The following is a 17,093-nucleotide window of genomic DNA, read 5'->3' on the forward strand; positions in this document are numbered from 1 at the left end:
GCACAGGAAGAGGTCCGTAACCATGGCCACCCGAAGAAACAGCGCTGAGGACACCGATTCCGCAAACCGCATCAGCGGTTGTAACTGTTTGTTTTTAAAAATCGAGAGACTTATCTTAGTGCCATTCGGGCCAAACCCCCATTTGCTATCTATTATTGAATGAGATCCGTGCGGATCATCACCCGTATCATGAACAATTCCAGTGTGCATGGGATTTCCCTTTTTGTCAAAATACACTACGAGATCGCCTGGCATAATGTTCCAGTTATTTGGTAAGTGTAAAGAACCGTTTATCTCATCCCAAATCGAGTTATCCCACCCATGGGTGACTTGTATCCAATCGGTCAAGGTGTTATCGATAATATCGATCAAGCTATCCTTATCCCCCATTCCGCCATGCCATGCATATGAAATACAATTTCCACCCGTAGCTGGCCCAATCTCTTCTTTAAGGCCAGAAGAATCAACAAAGTTGACCCCATCATTATGCGAATAAACGTAAATACTGCTATTTTCCCCGCCAAATAATATGGGATCTTTCTCCAACCATCTCCCTAAGTCCGGGTTATAATCTCTCGCCCCAAACCTCACCAACCCCGTCTCCCGGTCATACAACCCACCCGCAAACCCAAACGGCTGGAACCCCGGATTGGTATCGACAAGTACATTTCCGAATTCGTCATAAGCCATCTCCTGCGCGACCGTATTGTTCGTCACATCCACGACCAGTCGCGGACTCCCGAGATGATCCTTGATGATCCGATAAGTCACCCCACCCTTGACCATGTAATCCGGCACATTAACCCCGGTCGCATAGACAAAGCGGCTGACGACATTTCCGCTACCGTCCAGCTCGGCGATGGGCTGTAGCTGCCCTTGCCAGAGGAAGCCCTGGGTCAGGACGCCGTTGACCTTCTTGCAGACCCGACGATTGCGCCCGTCGGTCAGGTAGTCGATAACGGTGCCATTGGGCAAGACGACCTGTTTTAGATTGCCGAGCACGTCGTAAGCGTACTGGGTGGTCTGACCGCCCTCGGTCTTGGTCGCCAGCTCGCCGTTTGCGGTGTAGTCATAGCTCGCATCGCCGTAGGTCAGCAGCCGATCCTGGGCGTCGTAGGTTCCCGACTGAGTGCCGGTCGGAGTCGTCCGGCTCAACCGGTTGCCGTTGTCGTCGTAGACGTAGCTCGATTGCAGGGCGCCATCGTGCTTGACCTCGATCAGGCGGCCAGTGGTGTCATAGCTGTAGTCGAAGGTGTGCAGCGCCATGCTGCGGGTCTCCTGCTTCTGGGTGATCCGCCCCAGCTTGTCCCGGGTATAGCCAAGCGTCAGAAGTGCGTTTGCCCCTGACGTGGCTTCATAAGCAGACAGTTCACCGAAGCCGGTGTAACTGTAGGTTTCGGAGACTTGACCCAGACTGGTCCCGGTCAGGAGGCCATTCTGCGCATTGCGCGTCAGCGTCAGATTACCCGCCTTGGTCAGAAGACTGTCCGCATCGTAGCCGTAGGTCACGGGATCGGTCCCGTTGAGGCTGACCGAGGTGACGCGGAAGTCGTTGTCGTAGCCATAGCCGACACGGCCGCTGACCACGCCGGTCCATTGGGTACCGGTCAGCAGGGCGCCATGATAGTTATAGGTCAGACCGCCATCGGGCACGTCGATGCCGATCAGCTTGCCGGTGGTCGGCTCATAGGCATAGCTGGAGAGGATCTGGTTGCCGGGCTGCAAGGTCAGGGAAGACGCCCGCCCAACCGTGTCGTAGTGGATCGCCACCGTCTGACCATCGGGTCGGGCGACTGAGGTCAGTTTCTTGTCCAGATCGTAGGTATAGAGGGTGTCATTAGTGCCGGCACCGACGTCCGGGGGTACATAGTCAGCCGTCTGATCGATGGCCGTGTAACGGAAGCGATGCGCCGGCTGTCCAGGCGGTGTGAGCGAGGTCAGATTGCCATAGGCGTCGTAGCCATAGAGGATCTGCCGCCCGTCGGGCAGGGTCTGGGTGGTGACACGGCCGGCGAGGTCGTACTGGAAACTCGCCTCGCGCCCGAGCGGATCGGTCACGCTGGCGAGATAGCCGTTCGCGTCATAGGCATAGCTCAGTGCGCGCGCGTCCGCCCCGGTGCCTTGACTGACCGAAGCGAGGCGCCCCTGCGCGTCATAGGCCGCGTTGAGTGGGACAATCCCCGGCATCTGTGCCTCGACAACTCGACCGAGTGGATCGAGCCGCGCACTGGATGAGCGTCCGGCAGGACTCGTCGACGTCAAGGTTCGGCTCGTCGCGTCATAGTGGCTGATTGCCGGGCGGCCGTTGAGTGTGCTCGTTTCGGTGAGGCTGAGCAGACTTAAAGGATCACCCGCTGTCGCCAGCGATACGGCCCGACTGGCGGTGCTGGTGGCGGTCAAGCCCCCGGTGCTCAGGCTGGTTTCCGTCATTACTGGCGATTGCATCCCAAAGCGGGGATCTGGTCCCTGCTTAACCACGGTGGCCGTCCCATCGGGCAGGGTCGTCTGGACCCCGCCGTTGGTCCCATTCAGGGTGATCGTCGTGGTTCCATCCGGGTAAAGATGGGTGCGGCGTTGCTCCCCGGTGGTGAGCGTCTCCACCCGATGGGTACTGGCAAGGCCAAGACCCGAGGTGACCGTCGACTCGTGGCCCTGGGTGACCGTCGCACTGCTGTTGATCTCCGTGCGGGCCAACGAAAAACTACCGCCGACGGCATTGGTATCGCGTAGCAGTCGGCCCATGGCGTCGTAGCTCATGGTGGAACGATTGCCTTTGGGATCGATGAATTGGGTCAGTAAGCCATCGGCTGTGTAGGCAATGCGATATGCCTCGCCAGCAGGATTGGTGACGCTGGCGAGATAGCCGTTGGGATCCACCGTTAAGGTCGTCCTCTGACCGAACGGTCCCAGGATCGCTCTTGGCGTATTCGTGGCATCCCGTTCGATGGTCGTGACGTTACGGTTGGCGTCGGTGATGGCCGCGAGCTGACCCGAGGCGGTATAGGCGAATTGGTATAGCACTGCACCGGTCAGCGTGCTGCGCGTCTCCCGATGGCGACCGGTGGAATCGAAGCGATAGATCTCGGCCCCATCATCGGAAGTCACCGCCATGTCGTTAATCGAAAACCCAGGCATGCCAGGATCGATTTTCCGGAGACGGGCGTTGCCGGCGTCCGCGACGTAAAGGCTTGATCCGTTCGGACCCATGGCAACACTGAGTGGATTGACTCCAGCCAGGGTAGCCGGTCCAGCGTCACCGCTGAATGCGACCGTTCCGACGCCCGCCACGGTGGTGATGATTCCGTCCGTGCCGATCTGGCGGATGCGTTGGTTACCGTAATCGGCGATGTAAAGACTGCCGTCCCGACCGATGGCAAGGCCGCTCGGCGAACTCAGCAACGCGGAAACCGCTGGGCCACCGTCACCGCTATAACCGGCGTTGTTGCTCCCGGCGACCGTGGAAATGATCCCATCCGGCCCAACTTTCCGGACACGGAAACTACGAACATATTGATTGCTGGAATCCAATGATTCGGCTATGTAGAGGCTGCCATCAGCCCCCAACGCGATCGCGCTTGGTCCCATCAGACTTGCCGAGGTGGCGGGGCCGCCGTCACCGCCCCAATATCCTGCTCCATTGCCGGCCACCGTGGTGATGATGCCATCCGGTCCCACCTTGCGAACGCGACCAGCGCTGGCGTCCGCGATGTAGAGGCTGCCGTCAGGGCTCACGGCAACGCCGACAGGCCGACCGAGGCTCACGGCTATCGCCGGGCCGCCATCGCCATTGCTGCCACTTCCTCCGGAGCCATTGCCCGCCACTGTGGTGATCATCCCGTCCGGTGTGACTTTGCGGACGCTAGCGTTTTCGCTGTCTGCGATGTAGAGGCTACCGTCAGGCCCAATCGCAATACCGGCGGGATGATAAAGTTTGGCGGCAGTCGCCGCGCCTCCGTCGCCGCTATACCCGCGAGTGCCATTTCCAGCAATCGTGGTGATCACACCATCCGGTCCGATTCGACGAATGCGGGGATAATTAACGGAGTCCGACATATAGAGGCTGCCGTCCGGTCCGACGGCGATCCCATACGGTGAATCGATCTTTGCCGACGTGGCCGGTCCTCCGTCACCACTGAATCCTCGGATGCCGGTACCCGCTTGGGTCGCGATTTGATTTCCAATGAAGTCATTGGTACTGCGACGTTCCCCTGACCCGAGATAGAGCACGCGCTCCACTGGATCATAGCGATGATGCGGCAAGAGACTCCATCCGCCCACGGGTTGGGAACCCATGCCCCAGCTCCCGAGAATGACTGTCTGTTCATTCCACTGCGTCAGGTCTTGCCTGGCTCTGACATTGCCCGGCACGGGCTTGCCACTCGAAGAGCCAAAGCTTGCGGACATGCTCGGCGGCAAATTGTAATAGGCCGGATACACGTAACCAATTCTTATCAAGGCGGGCGTTGTACCGTGGACAGGTCGACCGTAAGCGTCCAGTCCATCCCAAGCGAAGGTGTGGCTCAAGTCAGGTGTAGGTGCAAAACTCTGCTGCGTGATCGTCCGTCCGGCGACTTTTATCTCAAGATCGATACGCAGCAGGTTGGCGGGAACCGTGGCATTCGTGAGCGGGATGACGACGCGTCGAGACGACAGGCGACCCGGCACACGGTCACTGCGGTAATTGAGAGTCAAGGGCGTGCCGTTGATCCCGATACTTTCACCCAGGATCTGGTTTTCGTTTTCGATGATGGAACCGAAACTCGTCGTCGGAGCCCCACCACATCCCCCGCAGAGCTTGCCTCCATCATCGCTCTTGGCGGGATCTGGTTGTGCTACCGGACAGGTTTGCCCTTCACCACACCCGATGCCGTAGTTCGGATCATGGGTCGAGAAATGGTAGACGGGAACACGCTCCAGGCTTTGCCCAGCGGCATAAAGACCGGCAAGCTGCTGACGCTCCGCCTCCGTGATCCCTAACTCAGCACCATTGTCCACGACGTTATCGCCGTTGGTGTCGAGTTCAGCGAGGCCGCCCGTGACGCTCAGAATCTTGATGATGCGTCCGTCCGGTGAAGGGATCCATGCGGCCTTGTCGCGATCGTAATAGGCGATTGGCACTTGAATGCCGGTCGGGAAACCGAGGAAATTTTCGAGGTAGAGATAGACCGGTTGGTTGAAGAGGACATCCTTGCCCGCGATCTTGACGGGTGCCTCGTCGGCGCTTAACTCCACCGCATAGGTATAACCGCTCGTCGGCGGCAAGGGCGCAGGCATCGACTCAGGGCCGTTTTCACCCACGGTATATTCCGTCAAACGGACATGGAGCGCGCTGACGGTGCGTGTCGTGCCGTCGGCGTTATAGACTTGTGCGGTGGTTCCGGGTGGGATCACCAGTGTCGCCCGTCTCGCCCCACTGTCATCCGTGACAGCACTGCCTCGCGCAACCTGAATGGAAGCGGGGTCATTGAACGTGACCGTTGATACGCCGGGATCCTTGCCAATCATGACCGCATCGTCGATGGCGACATAGTCCTGCCATGGCACATTCTCCTGCCGTTGCACTTGCAAGTAGCTGTCTTTCACATAATTGATGGTCAGCAGCCCGCCACCATTAACCGCCAAATCGAACATGCCGTCCGTCCGGCTCAACGTCTGCCCCAATTCCGGATGATCCAGGACTGAAATCGTGACACCCGGAAGGGGACGATTCTCCTTGTCCAGCACCCTGCCACGGAGAATCGCGACGCGTTGTGCCTCGATTGTTCCGGGTGCGACCCCGGTTTGGATTGGGTTGCTGCCGGTGTAGAGGAACTCGGTGCTCGCATCGATGGTGGTGGCCACGGTCGGATCGATCGCTGGCGCCACGCTGGCGGGATCTGGCGGCAGGTCGCCGATCGACGGGCCGAGCGAAAGCACGAGATCCACTGCCGTCTGGGCGGGGACACTGGCGCCGCTGTCGGGAACCTGACTGATGACCGCGCCGAGCGGCACGCTATCGCTGTTGGCTTGGGTGACGTTGCCGAGCACCAGGCCGACGTTCGTCAGGGCGGCGGTGGCGTCGGCTTGGCTCAGACCGGTGACAGTGGGCACGCCGACCATCGCGGCCGCTTCGAGCTGAATGACGAAGCTCTGCGTGACCAGGCTACCGGCACCATTGCCGACGTTGACACTGACATTGGCGTCATCTGGGCTGGTTGGAGTCCAGGCGATGAGGCCGGAGGCGGGATCGATATTCATCCCGACGGGAGCCACCATCAAGCTGTAACTAAGGGAGCGCCCCAGGGTATCGGTGGCCTCGACGTCGTACTGGTAGGGCTGACCGACGGTGGCGCTGGTAGGCGGTGTAGAGATGATCCGCACGGCGTCATTCGGCGGCGGGGCAACAGTGACCAGGGCGCTATCGGGGTCACTTGGAAGCTGGCCGTCGTTGACGATCAACTGGGCGACATAGTCGCCGACCAGATCCGGGGTCAGGCCGGTTTGAACCTGTTCCAGATCGCTAAGAAACGCGGTGCTGCCGGGGGGCTGGCTGATCAGGCTCCAGCGGAAACTGAGCAGGTCTCCATCGGCATCGCTCGATTCGCCTCCATCGAAGATGACGGACTGTCCGAGGCTGATGGCCTGATCGGCACCGGCATTGGCTACTGGGCGGCTGTTGAGTGTGCTGAGGATGACCAGATCGGGAATGCTGTCGAGTTCCCCGTCATTGACGATGAGCCGGGCGGTGTAATTGCCTGGGCGATCAAGGGTGAGCGAGGGGGTGGGACTGTGCGGATCACTGAGACTCGCCATGCTGCTCGCCGGGCGGGCGATGAGGCTCCAGAGATAGGTCAGCGGATCCCGTCATCGTCGTAGGAGTCCCCGCCATCGAGACTGAGCATGCTGCCGACAGTGCCGGTCCGATCGGATCCGGCATTGGACACTGGAGCGACGTTCAGGGTCGAGAGATTGACCGTGGCGGGATCACTGACGAGCTGGCCGTCGCTGACCACCAGCTCGATGCGGTAATCGCCAGGGACGTCGAGACGCAGCGTCGGTGTAACACTGGTGGAGTCATTCAGGGTCGCTTGGCTGCCCGCGGGTTGGCTGTCGATGCTCCAGTCGTAGCTCAGAGAATCGCCATCGATGTCACTTGAGGCGATGCCATCGAGGGCGACCAGGGTGCTGACCGACACCGCGCGATCAGCGCCAGCATTGGCGATGGGGCGGGCGTTGGGCCGTACCGCGAAGACCTCGTGCGTGAAACTGAACTTGAGGTTCGCGGGATTGCGAAAGCGCAGGATCACGTTGGTGACCGACGCACCGGGGCTAAGACGGCCGTTGTTCAAGGGAACGGTCACGAACGGATGGCCATCGCCAGCGGTGCTGGTGGCATTCTGTAGCGTCACACCGCTGGCACTGATGGTGGCGATATGCAGTTCCATCGGCACCAGGAGAGACGCCGAAGAGGTATTGGTTAGGGTGGCAATCGTGTCGTAGGTCTGAGTCGCGCGGTTGAAACGCAGCCCGGAGTAGCTCACCGTCAACTGCGCGCTGACATTGGTCGTCGCCTCCGTGGCCACCGCTGCGGCTGAGACCGAAAGCGTCCTCGCCATTCCCACACCCAACGCCAGTGCCAGCAGACTGGCGAGCCAAAACCACTTTACCGACCAAGCAACCCGTCCCATATCACCACTCCTGATCACTAAACTTGCCCGTTATCGCTATTGTCACCAACTCATGTAGGGAAACCGCCCAGATCTGCCATTCAGGCGTCAAGAGCCAGCGTATTTTTCTTGAAGTCCTGAAGCCGCAAATAGCGACCCCTTGCGTCGCCAGCGTCCTGCAGCTAGCGCCCCAAGAAACGCCGAGCCGAAGAGCCAGATTGTCCCGGGCAAAGGCACTGGGCTTGGCGCTTGTACCTTCCATGTCACAGTGTTGGAGTTGGTGTCAGTGGCCGAAAAAACCTGCAAACGCCCCGTCGCTGTTCCATCAATGTCGACGGCGAACAAGGCATTGGTGCCTATGGGGTCCGTGGTCGCAAAGAGAGGTATCTGATCATTGTCGAGCCAGAAGAAAGAGCAAGGAATCCGGGACAGGGCTACCAAGGCCTTGCTGAGTGAGATCGAGCGTGAAGCTGATCCAGGTTCCGAAACGAATCTGCTGTGACAGGGAGTTGTAGAACTCAGCGTCGGACAGCGTGAGCGCATCGGGAGAGAAGACGGAGCCGCTGACAGATCCACTGGGCGCTGCGCTTCCCAGCGTACCGTCGGTGTAAAAATCACTGACTGTAACGCTGTTGTTGGCTAGCTCATCTCCATCAAGAAAGTCGAAAGCCAGAAAGCCAGACGTTCCGTTGTAGGCTGTCGTATCGATCGACACATCCAGCAGGGTCGCGTACCCAACTACCGGCGTGATGGCTAGTAGGGCTGCAAAAGTGCTGGAGGCAGATAACGGGGAACGGAAGGCATGTGAAAGGAAATGAGACAAATAGTCCATGGAGTACCTGCTGCATGCTGAGAGCATTGAAGAAAGCTATGCTTAAACGCAAAAATTACGCCATTGCTTGCCTTTAAAGCCAGAAAAGACAAATTCATGTTGATATACAATCGTTTGCTGCGGACCTCACCCGATATGTTCCAGACGTGATGCCGAAGCCAGATGCCAAAATATTACACAATAAGTGCGTAAATAGAAACCGGACAGGCTTTTAGTGATGCTTCTTCCCGTGTCATCTAAGGGTGAGGCTTTCGAAGTAGACGCGAATCCCAGGCGGGCGCCGTCGATCCAGTCGCCGCCGGAGTATCGCGTTAGCGCTCGTGATACCCGGCGGGTCGATCCCTAGCGGCCGGGAGGGGAGTCGTGCTATGGCGACAACCGATTACGCCCGGGTTCGTCCCGCTCCGGTTCGCCGCTTGGCCTCGCGGGGCGCCCATAGGGCGAGCGCGGGGATTCAGGAGGCATCCAGCCAGTGCGGGATGAGCGTCCAGGCGTCACGCATCTGGCGGCGGATCGATTCGAGGTCGGGCTCGTGTTGGCGCACCAGCGCCCAATAGGCCGGGGAATGGTTGAGTTCGCGGGTATGGCAGAGTTCATGGAGCATGACGTACCGAACCTGTGGACGCGGCAGGAACAGCAGCTTGGCGTTGAGACTGATGTGGCCCTGACGGGTGCAACTGCCCCAGCGGGAACGCTGAGTCCGCACGCTGAGCCGCGTGTAGTTAAGACCCGTCTCGCGCGCGAGTTCTTCGAGCCAGGGCGCGAATGCCTCCCTGGCACGAGACATCAGCCAGCGTCGCAAGGCCGCGCGACACACCTTGGGGTCGCCGGGCGCGCCCCTGACCAGGAGCCGACCCGCGCACTGGATCCGGACGCTCGCCGAGCCGTGGTCCGTCTCCTGGTACTCCAGCGTCCAGGACTCGTCGATGGCGCGCAGTTCCAATCGGTCGGGCCGCGAACCGACCGAGTTGGCCTGACGGCTCCGGATCCCATCGAGTACCGGCCACTGCCTGGCGATCCAGTCGCTCCGGCCATGCACCAGATCCATCAGGGCTTCCAGGCCGATGTCCTTGGGCGCGGTGACGACCAGGCCCTCATGTGGATTCACTCGCAGCCAGACGGCGCGCGCCCGTGCCGAACGGCGGATCTTGAAGTCCACCGCCCGACCGTCGGGCAACTGGACGCGAAAGGCGCCGGACATCAAAAGACCCAGGCGATCAGCAGAGTCAGAATGAGAAAGAAGGAGAAAAAGCCCCCCAGCATGAACTGAAGCTCGCCGATCAGACCGTCCCCCGCCACCAGCGCGAACAGCACTAGGAGTCCAACGCTCAGACCGAAGCCCCAGGGAACGGACTCCCGAATCCCCAGCCCCTCGCCCAGGGTCGCCAGCACCGGCGTGGCGGCGGGCAGGAACACCAGGAGCAAAACCGCCAGGAGCAGCACCGCGACCAGGATGGACACCGCCAGCAGCTTGAGGTCGCCACGATTTCCCGAGGCCACGGTGCTCAGGCCCCGGACTGGGGATTGGCCTTGACCAGTTCGCGGATCTGGCCGGGATCGGGCAGACCGCGCACCACCAGTTCGGGGGTGTCGCCGGCGGTGAAAATCGTGACGTCCCCGGCGTTCATGATCCGTTGAAACAGGGTTTGGGAGACGCGGACCGTGCGCACCGAGGCCATGCTGATCTCGGTGTACTGCTTGCTGAGCAGACCGTGGGTCCAGAGCAATTCGTCTGGCGTGATCTCCAGGTGATCGGCGCGCGCCGTGACCCACCAGACCAGAAGCTGGAGGGTCGAGAGCGCGAAGAGGGCGATCCCGATCATTTGCACCATCTTGCCGTCGACTTGAGCGCCGACCTGGGCGGCGATCTGCGGGGGCAGCACCTGTTCACCGAGCACCGCGACCAGAATACCGCCCAGCATCAGCAGGAGCGTCAGCAGGGTTCCGAAGGGACGCATGCGCGGCAGCGATGGGTGGGCGTCGTAGAGGATCTCGGGCATCTGGGACTCCATGAAACCGGCGTCGACCAAAGCCGAGGCACGGCCGAAATTGTCTGAAATTCTTGTGACTTAGCCAGCGTTTCCAAGCGCGCCTGGCGGCGATCGCGGATCCGTGAGGGATACTAACAGCCCGGACGGGGGTTAGAAAGCCAAGGGACGGGCCGACATTCCCCGCCGGACGGCGCGGCCCCGTATAATCGCGCGGATGAAATCCAACCCCGCCTTCGCCTTCACGACAGGACCCATTCGCGGCCGGCTGCTGCGCGACCTTGTCCTGCTCGTCGCCTTCACCGTCGGTCTGCTGGCGATGATCAACGTGCTCCTGATCGAGGACATCAAGCGCGACCTGGCCGACAACCGGATCGCCTCCGCCACCGCCCTGGTGCGCGACGAGGTGCGTGGCCTGCTGCTGCCGGTCCAGCAACAGCTCCTCATCATCCGCGACGGTCTGCGCGGCGCCGCGCTCGATCCATCGGCGGAATCGGCATTGAATCAGCGCCTGATTCCGACCCTTGCTCACATGCGCCAGATCGCGGGCGTCATCGACGTGACGGCGGACGGCCGGGAATACTTCCTGAGACGCGACGGCGACGGCTGGGTGACGCGGTTGCGCGAACCCGGCGAGCCTGGACGCCTTCGGGTCACCCGCTGGAACGGCGATCTGGAGCGGCTGGACAGCCATGAGGAAACGACGGACCAGGATCCGCGTCGGCGGCCCTGGTTCACCGAGGCCCTGGCGCATCCCGAACGGCTGGTCTGGAGCGCGCCCTATGTCTTCGCCACGCTCGGCGTGCCCGGCGTCACCGCCGCCATTGCCTGGACTCACAAGGGCCAGGAGCGGGTCACGGCGCTGGATGTCACGCTCCAGGTCATCCTCGACGGCATCGACCGGCTCGAGATCGGAACCGATGGCCAGGGCTTTCTCTTCAGCGGCGCGGGCGGCGTCTTCGTGCCGCCCGAGAGCACGGACTCCGGGACCAGCGACCACGGCACCAGCGCCTTCTTCTCGGCGCAGAACCGACTTGGCGGTCCGCTCCAGTTCGATGCCGTCGCGGCCTGGAACGCGGCGGGCCAGACCAGCGATTCGCTGGTGCGTTTCCACAGCGGCGGTCAGGACTGGTGGGGCGGCTTCAAGCCCCTGACCCAGGATCCGAGCGGGGCCTGGATCGCGGTCACCCTGCCGGTCTCGGCCACCCTGGCCATCCTCCAGAGCCGCTGGCACATCATCCTCATGACCACGCTCGGGATCCTGGGCGCCAGCCTGGGTCTGGCGCTCCTGGTGGTGCGCAAATACAGCCATCAACTGCGTGATCTGCCCAAGCTCACCATCGACCGGCGGCAACCGGAGCCAGACCTCAGATATCTGATCGCCGCCGGCGAGGGTCCGCACCTGGAGTTCAAATCCACCATGCGGATGAATCTCCACGCCAAGACGCCCGGCAAGGAGATCGAGCTGGCCTGGCTCAAGGGCGTGGCGGCCTTCCTGAACACCGAGGGCGGCATCCTGCTGATGGGCATCGACGACCGGGGGCTCACCCTGGGACTCGACGCGGACAAGTTCGAGAACGAGGACAAGTGCCAGCTCCACTTCAAGAATCTGCTCAACCAGCACCTGGGTCCGGAATACGCCCGACTGGTCCGCTTCTTCCTGCTCGACCTGGACGGGCGACGCATCGGCGCGGTGGAGTGCGAGCGCTCGGACGCGCCGGTCATCCTGCGCGACGACAAGCAACGCGAGCTCTTCATCATCCGCAGCGGTCCATCCAACATGGAACTCCCGATCAGCCGGGCGCTCAAGTACATCCGCGGTCACTTCTGAGGGTTGGCCACTCGGCCCCCGCCCCATCCACGAGTTGCACCGTCTTTGCCGTTTCGCTGCACGGCCACTGCATCTTGACTCGCTAACCTGGTCAGCGTCGGAGCCCATGCGCTCCCAAACCTCCGGTGGCCATCGGCTAGTCGCCCAGGAACGGCGAAATCCCGAGACGCCAACCGCATCCATGCAAAAACCGCGGAGAGAGCAAATCACCATGAACGAGCGAGCCTTCACAACCAAGACGACCCGCCGCGCCACCGCGTTCGGGCTGCTGTTGTCCGCGTCGCTCCTCGGCGCCACATCGGTCCAGGCGCGACCGGACACTCATTGGGGGCCAGGTCATCAGATGGATCTCGAAACCCGCGTCGAGCGCATGACGCAGGACTTCAACCTCACCGAGGCCCAGCAGGAGCAGGTGCGCGCCATCCTGGAGAACAGCCGAAAGGAACAGGCACGCCTGCGCCAGGCGAGTCGCGAGCAGATCGACGCCATCCTCACCGAGGAGCAGAAGACGCGCCGCGAAGCCCTGATGCAAGAACGCCAGGATCACCGCCTAGAACGTCTGACCGCCAAGCTCGACCTCACGACCGATCAGACCGCTAGGATCAAGGAGGTCTTCGATGAGCAGAGAAAGAACCCCGAACTGACGCCCACCCTGGTCCGCGAGCGGATCTCCGGGATCCTGAGCGCCGAACAGCGCGAGGCGTTCGAACGGGGACCCATGCGCCGTCCGGACTCCGACCGGCGCGACTCCAGGGATGGATCGGACGGCGAGCGACGCGACGGATGAGGCGCGCGGTCTGAGCTTGGAGGATGGGTTTCGCTTCGTTCTACCCATCCTTGTATCTTGGGCCTCGGAGCGTACAGGATGGGCATCGCTCTCGCTCTGCCCATCCTACGCGCCGGCGAAGAGCACCAGATGGCTCATCGCCGGCCGAATCCCGATCCGGTCACCGATGTTGTGATCCTCGTGGCTCGGGGCCAGACTCAGAACCTCCGCGCCACTCGGCAGCCGCAGTCGATAGAGAAAGGCCGCGCCGCGAAAGTCGCGCTCCAGGATGACCGCCCGAATCGGACTCGTCGGGTCATGCATCAGATCGTCGGGGCGGATCAGCAATTCCGCCGCCTGGCCTGGCGCGAGTCCGTGCGGCTTGGCGCCCTGGATCTCGCCCAACTCGGTCGCGACCCGCCGCGGATCGATAACCGTCGCGGGCAACCGCGCGCCCTGTCCGATGAAGTCGGCGACGAAACGATCGGCCGGCTCGTGATAGAGATCGAAACCAGACCCCCATTGCCGGATCCGCCCCTCACTCATGACGCCGATCTCGTCGGCCATGGCGAAGGCTTCGAGCTGATCGTGCGTGACCAGAACCGCCGTCATCCGCTCGCGCTTGAGCATCTCGCGGACCTCGCGGGCGAGTTGCTCGCGCCGCTCCGGGTCCAGGCTGGAGAAGGGTTCGTCGAGCAGTAGCGCTTGTGGCCGGGGCGCGATGGCGCGCGCTAGGGCGACGCGCTGCTGCATGCCGCCCGAGAGTTCGTGCGGATAGCGATGCTGGGCGTCCCGCAGCCCGATCAGCTCCAGCAGTTCGTCGATCCGCGCCCGGCGCGCCGGACCGGACCGGTCGCGCAGACCGAACCCCAGGTTCCCTGCCACGCTCAGGTGCGGAAAGAGCGCGAAGTCCTGGAACAGCATGCCGATGTGTCGACGCTCCGGCGGAAGGGTTTCACCGGGCCGGGACACCGTTGAACCGTGCAGCCGGATCTCTCCCGAGGCGATGGGCTCGAAGCCCGCGATGGCGCGCAGGAGCGTCGTCTTGCCGCAACCGCTCGGACCCAGCAGACAGGCGATGCTCCCGGTCTGGAGCGAGAAATCGATGTCGCGCACGATGGTCCGGTCGCCGAGGGCGACGCTAACATCTCGAAGCTCAAGCTGAATGGACATGACGTGATCGGCTGATGGATCGACTGAGAAGAATGACCGGCAGCAGGCCGGCCGCGACGATGGCGAGCGCGGCGGGACCGGCCTCGGCCAGGCGCTCGTCGGAGGCCAGCTCATAGGCGCGAACCGCGAGCGTATTGAAGTTGAAGGGTCGCAGGACCAGGGTCGCCGGCAGTTCCTTGATCACATCGACGAAGACCAGGAGCAGGGCCGTCAAGAGACTGCCGCGCAGCATGGGGACGTGGACGCGCCACAACACCTGATGGGGACGCAGGCCGAGCGACCGGGCCGCCTCGTCCATCGCCGGACGGATCCTGGTCAGACCGGACTCCAGGGTCTGGAGCGATACCGAGAGGAACCGTGCCAGATAGGCGAACAGTAGGGCGAACAGGGTTCCGCTGAGCAGCAGTCCGCTGGACACCCCGAAGGTCGCACGCATCCAGCCATCGAAACCGTTATCCAGCCAGGCGAAGGGGATCATGACTCCGATCGCGATCACGGTACCCGGCACGGCGTACCCCATGCCGGCCAGGCGCGCGCCAAGCTGGACCGTCCGCGAGGGGTCGAGCCGCTGGGCATAAGCGAAGAGGAGCGCGACCACCAGGGCCAGTAGCGAGGCGCCGGCCGCGAGTCCGACACTATGGAGCGTCAGCCGCATGAATCCGGCGTCCAGCCCGGTCCCGGCGACGCTCAGGGACCAGGCGCCGAGCTGCGCGGCGGGCAGGAGGAAACCGAGCAGCAGCGGGACCAGACAGAAAACGAAGGCGCCCAGGGCGCGCCAGCCGCTGAGCCGGTAACCGCGAATCGGCTGATGGCGCTGGCCCGCCTGATGGTAGCGGGCTTGCCGGCGCGACCAGCGCTCCAGCAGGATCAGGGTCAGCACGAAGGTCAGCAGCAGCGCCGAGAGTTGCGCCGCGGCGACCGGATTGCCGAGCCCCAGCCAGGTGCGAAAGATACCGGTCGTGAAGGTCGAGACGCCGAAATACTGCACCGCGCCATAATCGGCCAGGGTTTCCATCAGCGCCAGCGTCAGACCCGCGACAATGGCCGGTCGCGCCAGCGGCAAAGCGACCCTGAGGAAGGTCCGCCAAGCCCCATTACCAAGGGTTCGGCTGACCTCGAGCACGGCGAGCGACTGACTCAGAAAGGCCGCGCGGGTGAGCAGATAGACATAGGGATAGAGCACCAGCGTCAGCATGAGCACCGCGCCCGGCAGCGAACGGATGGTCGGAAACCAATAGTCCCCGTGACCCCAGCCGGTCCAGGCGCGCAGCGTGGTCTGGACCGGACCGGCGAAGTCCAGCAGGCCGGTATAGGTATAGGCGATGATATAGGCTGGCATCGCCATCGGCAGCAGCAAGGCCCACTCGAACAGCCGACGTCCAGGAAACCGGCACATGGTCGTGAGCCAGGCCGCGCCGACCCCGATGACCAGCGTACCCAGTCCGACTCCGAGCATGAGCAGGAGCGAATTGGCAACATAGTCCGGCAGCACGGTTGCCGCCAGGTGACGCCACGCCTCCGCGTCCGGTGCCAGCAGGGAACCCAGCACCACCAGAACCGGCAGCGACAGCAGCAGGGCGAGCCCGCCGATCAGCAGACGCGGGCCAGGGCCGCCGAGCGGGATGGCGACGCGCCGCCCGGTCTCGGCCGGCGCGCCGCTCAGGGCTATTTCCACCCGGCGCGATCCATGACGCGAACGGCCTCGCCGTTCAGTTCGCCGAGCCGGCCCAGGTTCAGGGTGTCCGCCTTGAAGTCACCCCAGCCTGCCAGGGTCGGACTGATATCGATGCCCTCGCGCACCGGATACTCGCCATTGGCCTCGGCGTACCAAGCCTGCGACTCGGGCGCGAGCAGGAAGGCGATCAGTCTGATCGCCTCGGCCGGATGCCGGGCCGCTTTGGTCAGCGCCACGCCGCTGACATTGACATGGACCCCGCGTCCATCGCCCTGCCCTTCCTGATTCGGCCAGAATACGCCCATGGCGCGCGCCGGATCCCGCTCGGCCGGATCCTCGGAGTCCAGCATCCCGGCCAGATAATAGGTATTGGCGATCGCCAGGTCGCACTGACCCAGGGCCGCCGCCTTGATCTGATCCCGGTCGCCACCCTGGGGCGGACGGGCCAGGTTGGCGACCAGCCCGCTGGTCCAGCGCTCGGCCGACTCGACGCCATCGGCGGCGATCATGGAGGCGACCATCGACTGGTTGTAGAGGTTGTCCGAGGAGCGGATGCAGATCCGGCCCTTCCAGCGTGGATCGGCCAGATCCTCGTAGGTCGAGAGCTGGCCGGGCTCGACCCGATCCCTGGCATAGAGAATCGGCCGCGCCCGCAGCGACAGCCCCACCCAATGCCCCTCGGGATCGCGATAGGACTCCGACACGCCGGCCATGGCCTCCGACGACAGCGCCTGGGTCACCCCCGCCTCCTTGGCGCGATGCAGATTGCCGGCATCCACCGTGATCAAGAGGTCGGCCGGGCTGTTGATTCCCTCGCTCTGGAGACGTTGCAACAGGGCCTCCGCGTTGCCGGTCACCAGATTCACCCGGATACCCGTCCGGTCGGTGAAACGATCGAGAAGCGGCTTGATCAGTTCCTCCTTGCGCGCGGAGTAGAGATTGACCTCGCCTTCCTCCGGCTTCGCGGCGCCGGCGGGCCAGGACAGGGTCAGGGCCAGAGCGGCGGAGAGGGCGAGGACGAACGGGCTGGACGGTTGCGAAACGGACAAGGGCGTGCTCCTCATGGCGGAATGATCGGGGGAATCGGGTCCACGAAAAACCAGGACGCCGCCGAGCGGCCATCCGAGCATTAGGATCGGATATCAGCTTAATGCGAATGGTTTGTGTTGGCAAGAATCACGG

The 17,093-nt window shown here is 62.8% G+C and carries 12 protein-coding genes; 2 read left to right on the forward strand and 10 right to left on the reverse strand.

Translation table 11 applies throughout. From position 1 onward, the window contains the following. The 7 genes from CKO27_RS08670 to CKO27_RS08695 all read right to left on the reverse strand — a co-directional run. Positions 1-6,792 (reverse strand): NHL domain-containing protein (locus tag CKO27_RS08670; RefSeq protein ID WP_200374487.1); only part of this gene is annotated, 6,792 nt, incomplete at its 3' end. Between the two features lie 38 nt (positions 6,793-6,830). Beyond that, positions 6,831-7,595 carry a PKD domain-containing protein gene (locus CKO27_RS08675; RefSeq protein WP_200374488.1) on the reverse strand — a complete coding sequence of 255 codons (765 nt, stop codon included), beginning with the start codon at positions 7,593-7,595 and terminating at the stop codon, positions 6,831-6,833. A gap of 159 nt (positions 7,596-7,754) precedes the next feature. Then, positions 7,755-7,913 carry a PEP-CTERM sorting domain-containing protein gene (locus tag CKO27_RS25460; protein WP_476718498.1) on the reverse strand — a complete coding sequence of 53 codons (159 nt, stop codon included), beginning with the start codon at positions 7,911-7,913 and terminating at the stop codon, positions 7,755-7,757. Positions 7,914-8,037: 124 nt separating this feature from the next. Beyond that, the gene (locus tag CKO27_RS08680; protein WP_200374489.1) at positions 8,038-8,478 is read right to left on the reverse strand and encodes a hypothetical protein; all 441 of its coding nucleotides are present in this window, start codon (positions 8,476-8,478) and stop codon (positions 8,038-8,040) included. Between the two features lie 454 nt (positions 8,479-8,932). After that, on the reverse strand, positions 8,933-9,679 hold the full coding sequence (locus CKO27_RS08685; protein WP_200374490.1) for a M48 family metallopeptidase: 747 nt from the start codon (positions 9,677-9,679) through the stop codon (positions 8,933-8,935). Beyond that, positions 9,679-9,978 (reverse strand): hypothetical protein, encoded by a 300-nt coding sequence (locus CKO27_RS08690; protein ID WP_200374491.1) that lies wholly within the window; start codon positions 9,976-9,978, stop codon positions 9,679-9,681. Before CKO27_RS08690 ends, CKO27_RS08685 begins: the two co-directional genes overlap by 1 nt. A 5-nt stretch (positions 9,979-9,983) precedes the next feature. Next, positions 9,984-10,478, reverse strand: coding sequence for a PH domain-containing protein (locus CKO27_RS08695; protein WP_200374492.1), 495 nt, complete (start codon positions 10,476-10,478; stop codon positions 9,984-9,986). Between the two features lie 205 nt (positions 10,479-10,683). Here CKO27_RS08695 and CKO27_RS08700 point away from each other — a divergent pair, with 205 nt between their 5' ends. Together CKO27_RS08700 and CKO27_RS08705 are read left to right on the forward strand one after the other, a co-directional pair. Then, entirely contained in the window at positions 10,684-12,297 is a 1,614-nt protein-coding gene (locus CKO27_RS08700; RefSeq protein ID WP_200374493.1) for an RNA-binding domain-containing protein, read from the forward strand. Between the two features lie 211 nt (positions 12,298-12,508). Continuing rightward, positions 12,509-13,084 (forward strand): pilus assembly protein, encoded by a 576-nt coding sequence (locus CKO27_RS08705; RefSeq protein ID WP_200374494.1) that lies wholly within the window; start codon positions 12,509-12,511, stop codon positions 13,082-13,084. A gap of 105 nt (positions 13,085-13,189) precedes the next feature. Here the strand turns inward: CKO27_RS08705 and CKO27_RS08710 are convergent, their stop codons facing one another. The 3 genes from CKO27_RS08710 to CKO27_RS08720 are packed head-to-tail and all read right to left on the reverse strand — an operon-like array spanning position 13,190 to position 16,975. Further along, positions 13,190-14,236, reverse strand: a complete 1,047-nt coding sequence (locus tag CKO27_RS08710; RefSeq protein ID WP_200374495.1) for an ABC transporter ATP-binding protein — start codon at positions 14,234-14,236, stop codon at positions 13,190-13,192. Next, a complete protein-coding gene (locus tag CKO27_RS08715; RefSeq protein ID WP_200374558.1) occupies positions 14,220-15,899 on the reverse strand; it encodes an ABC transporter permease in 1,680 nt (559 codons plus the stop codon). Before CKO27_RS08715 ends, CKO27_RS08710 begins: the two co-directional genes overlap by 17 nt. A 2-nt stretch (positions 15,900-15,901) precedes the next feature. Then, on the reverse strand, positions 15,902-16,975 hold the full coding sequence (locus CKO27_RS08720; protein WP_200374496.1) for a Fe(3+) ABC transporter substrate-binding protein: 1,074 nt from the start codon (positions 16,973-16,975) through the stop codon (positions 15,902-15,904). Positions 16,976-17,093 lie beyond the last annotated feature (118 nt).

This window comes from Thiocystis violacea (genome assembly GCF_016583575.1).
GTDB lineage: Bacteria > Pseudomonadota > Gammaproteobacteria > Chromatiales > Chromatiaceae > Thiocystis > Thiocystis violacea.

Coding starts and splice junctions, on each gene's coding strand:
- CKO27_RS08675 (WP_200374488.1), bottom strand. CDS start 7,595: ATGGCGAGGACGCTTTCGGTCTCAGCCGCAGCGGTGGCCACGGAGGCG.
- CKO27_RS08680 (WP_200374489.1), bottom strand. CDS start 8,478: ATGGACTATTTGTCTCATTTCCTTTCACATGCCTTCCGTTCCCCGTTA.
- CKO27_RS08685 (WP_200374490.1), bottom strand. CDS start 9,679: ATGTCCGGCGCCTTTCGCGTCCAGTTGCCCGACGGTCGGGCGGTGGAC.
- CKO27_RS08695 (WP_200374492.1), bottom strand. CDS start 10,478: ATGCCCGAGATCCTCTACGACGCCCACCCATCGCTGCCGCGCATGCGT.
- CKO27_RS08700 (WP_200374493.1), top strand. CDS start 10,684: ATGAAATCCAACCCCGCCTTCGCCTTCACGACAGGACCCATTCGCGGC.
- CKO27_RS08705 (WP_200374494.1), top strand. CDS start 12,509: ATGAACGAGCGAGCCTTCACAACCAAGACGACCCGCCGCGCCACCGCG.
- CKO27_RS08710 (WP_200374495.1), bottom strand. CDS start 14,236: ATGTCCATTCAGCTTGAGCTTCGAGATGTTAGCGTCGCCCTCGGCGAC.
- CKO27_RS08720 (WP_200374496.1), bottom strand. CDS start 16,975: ATGAGGAGCACGCCCTTGTCCGTTTCGCAACCGTCCAGCCCGTTCGTC.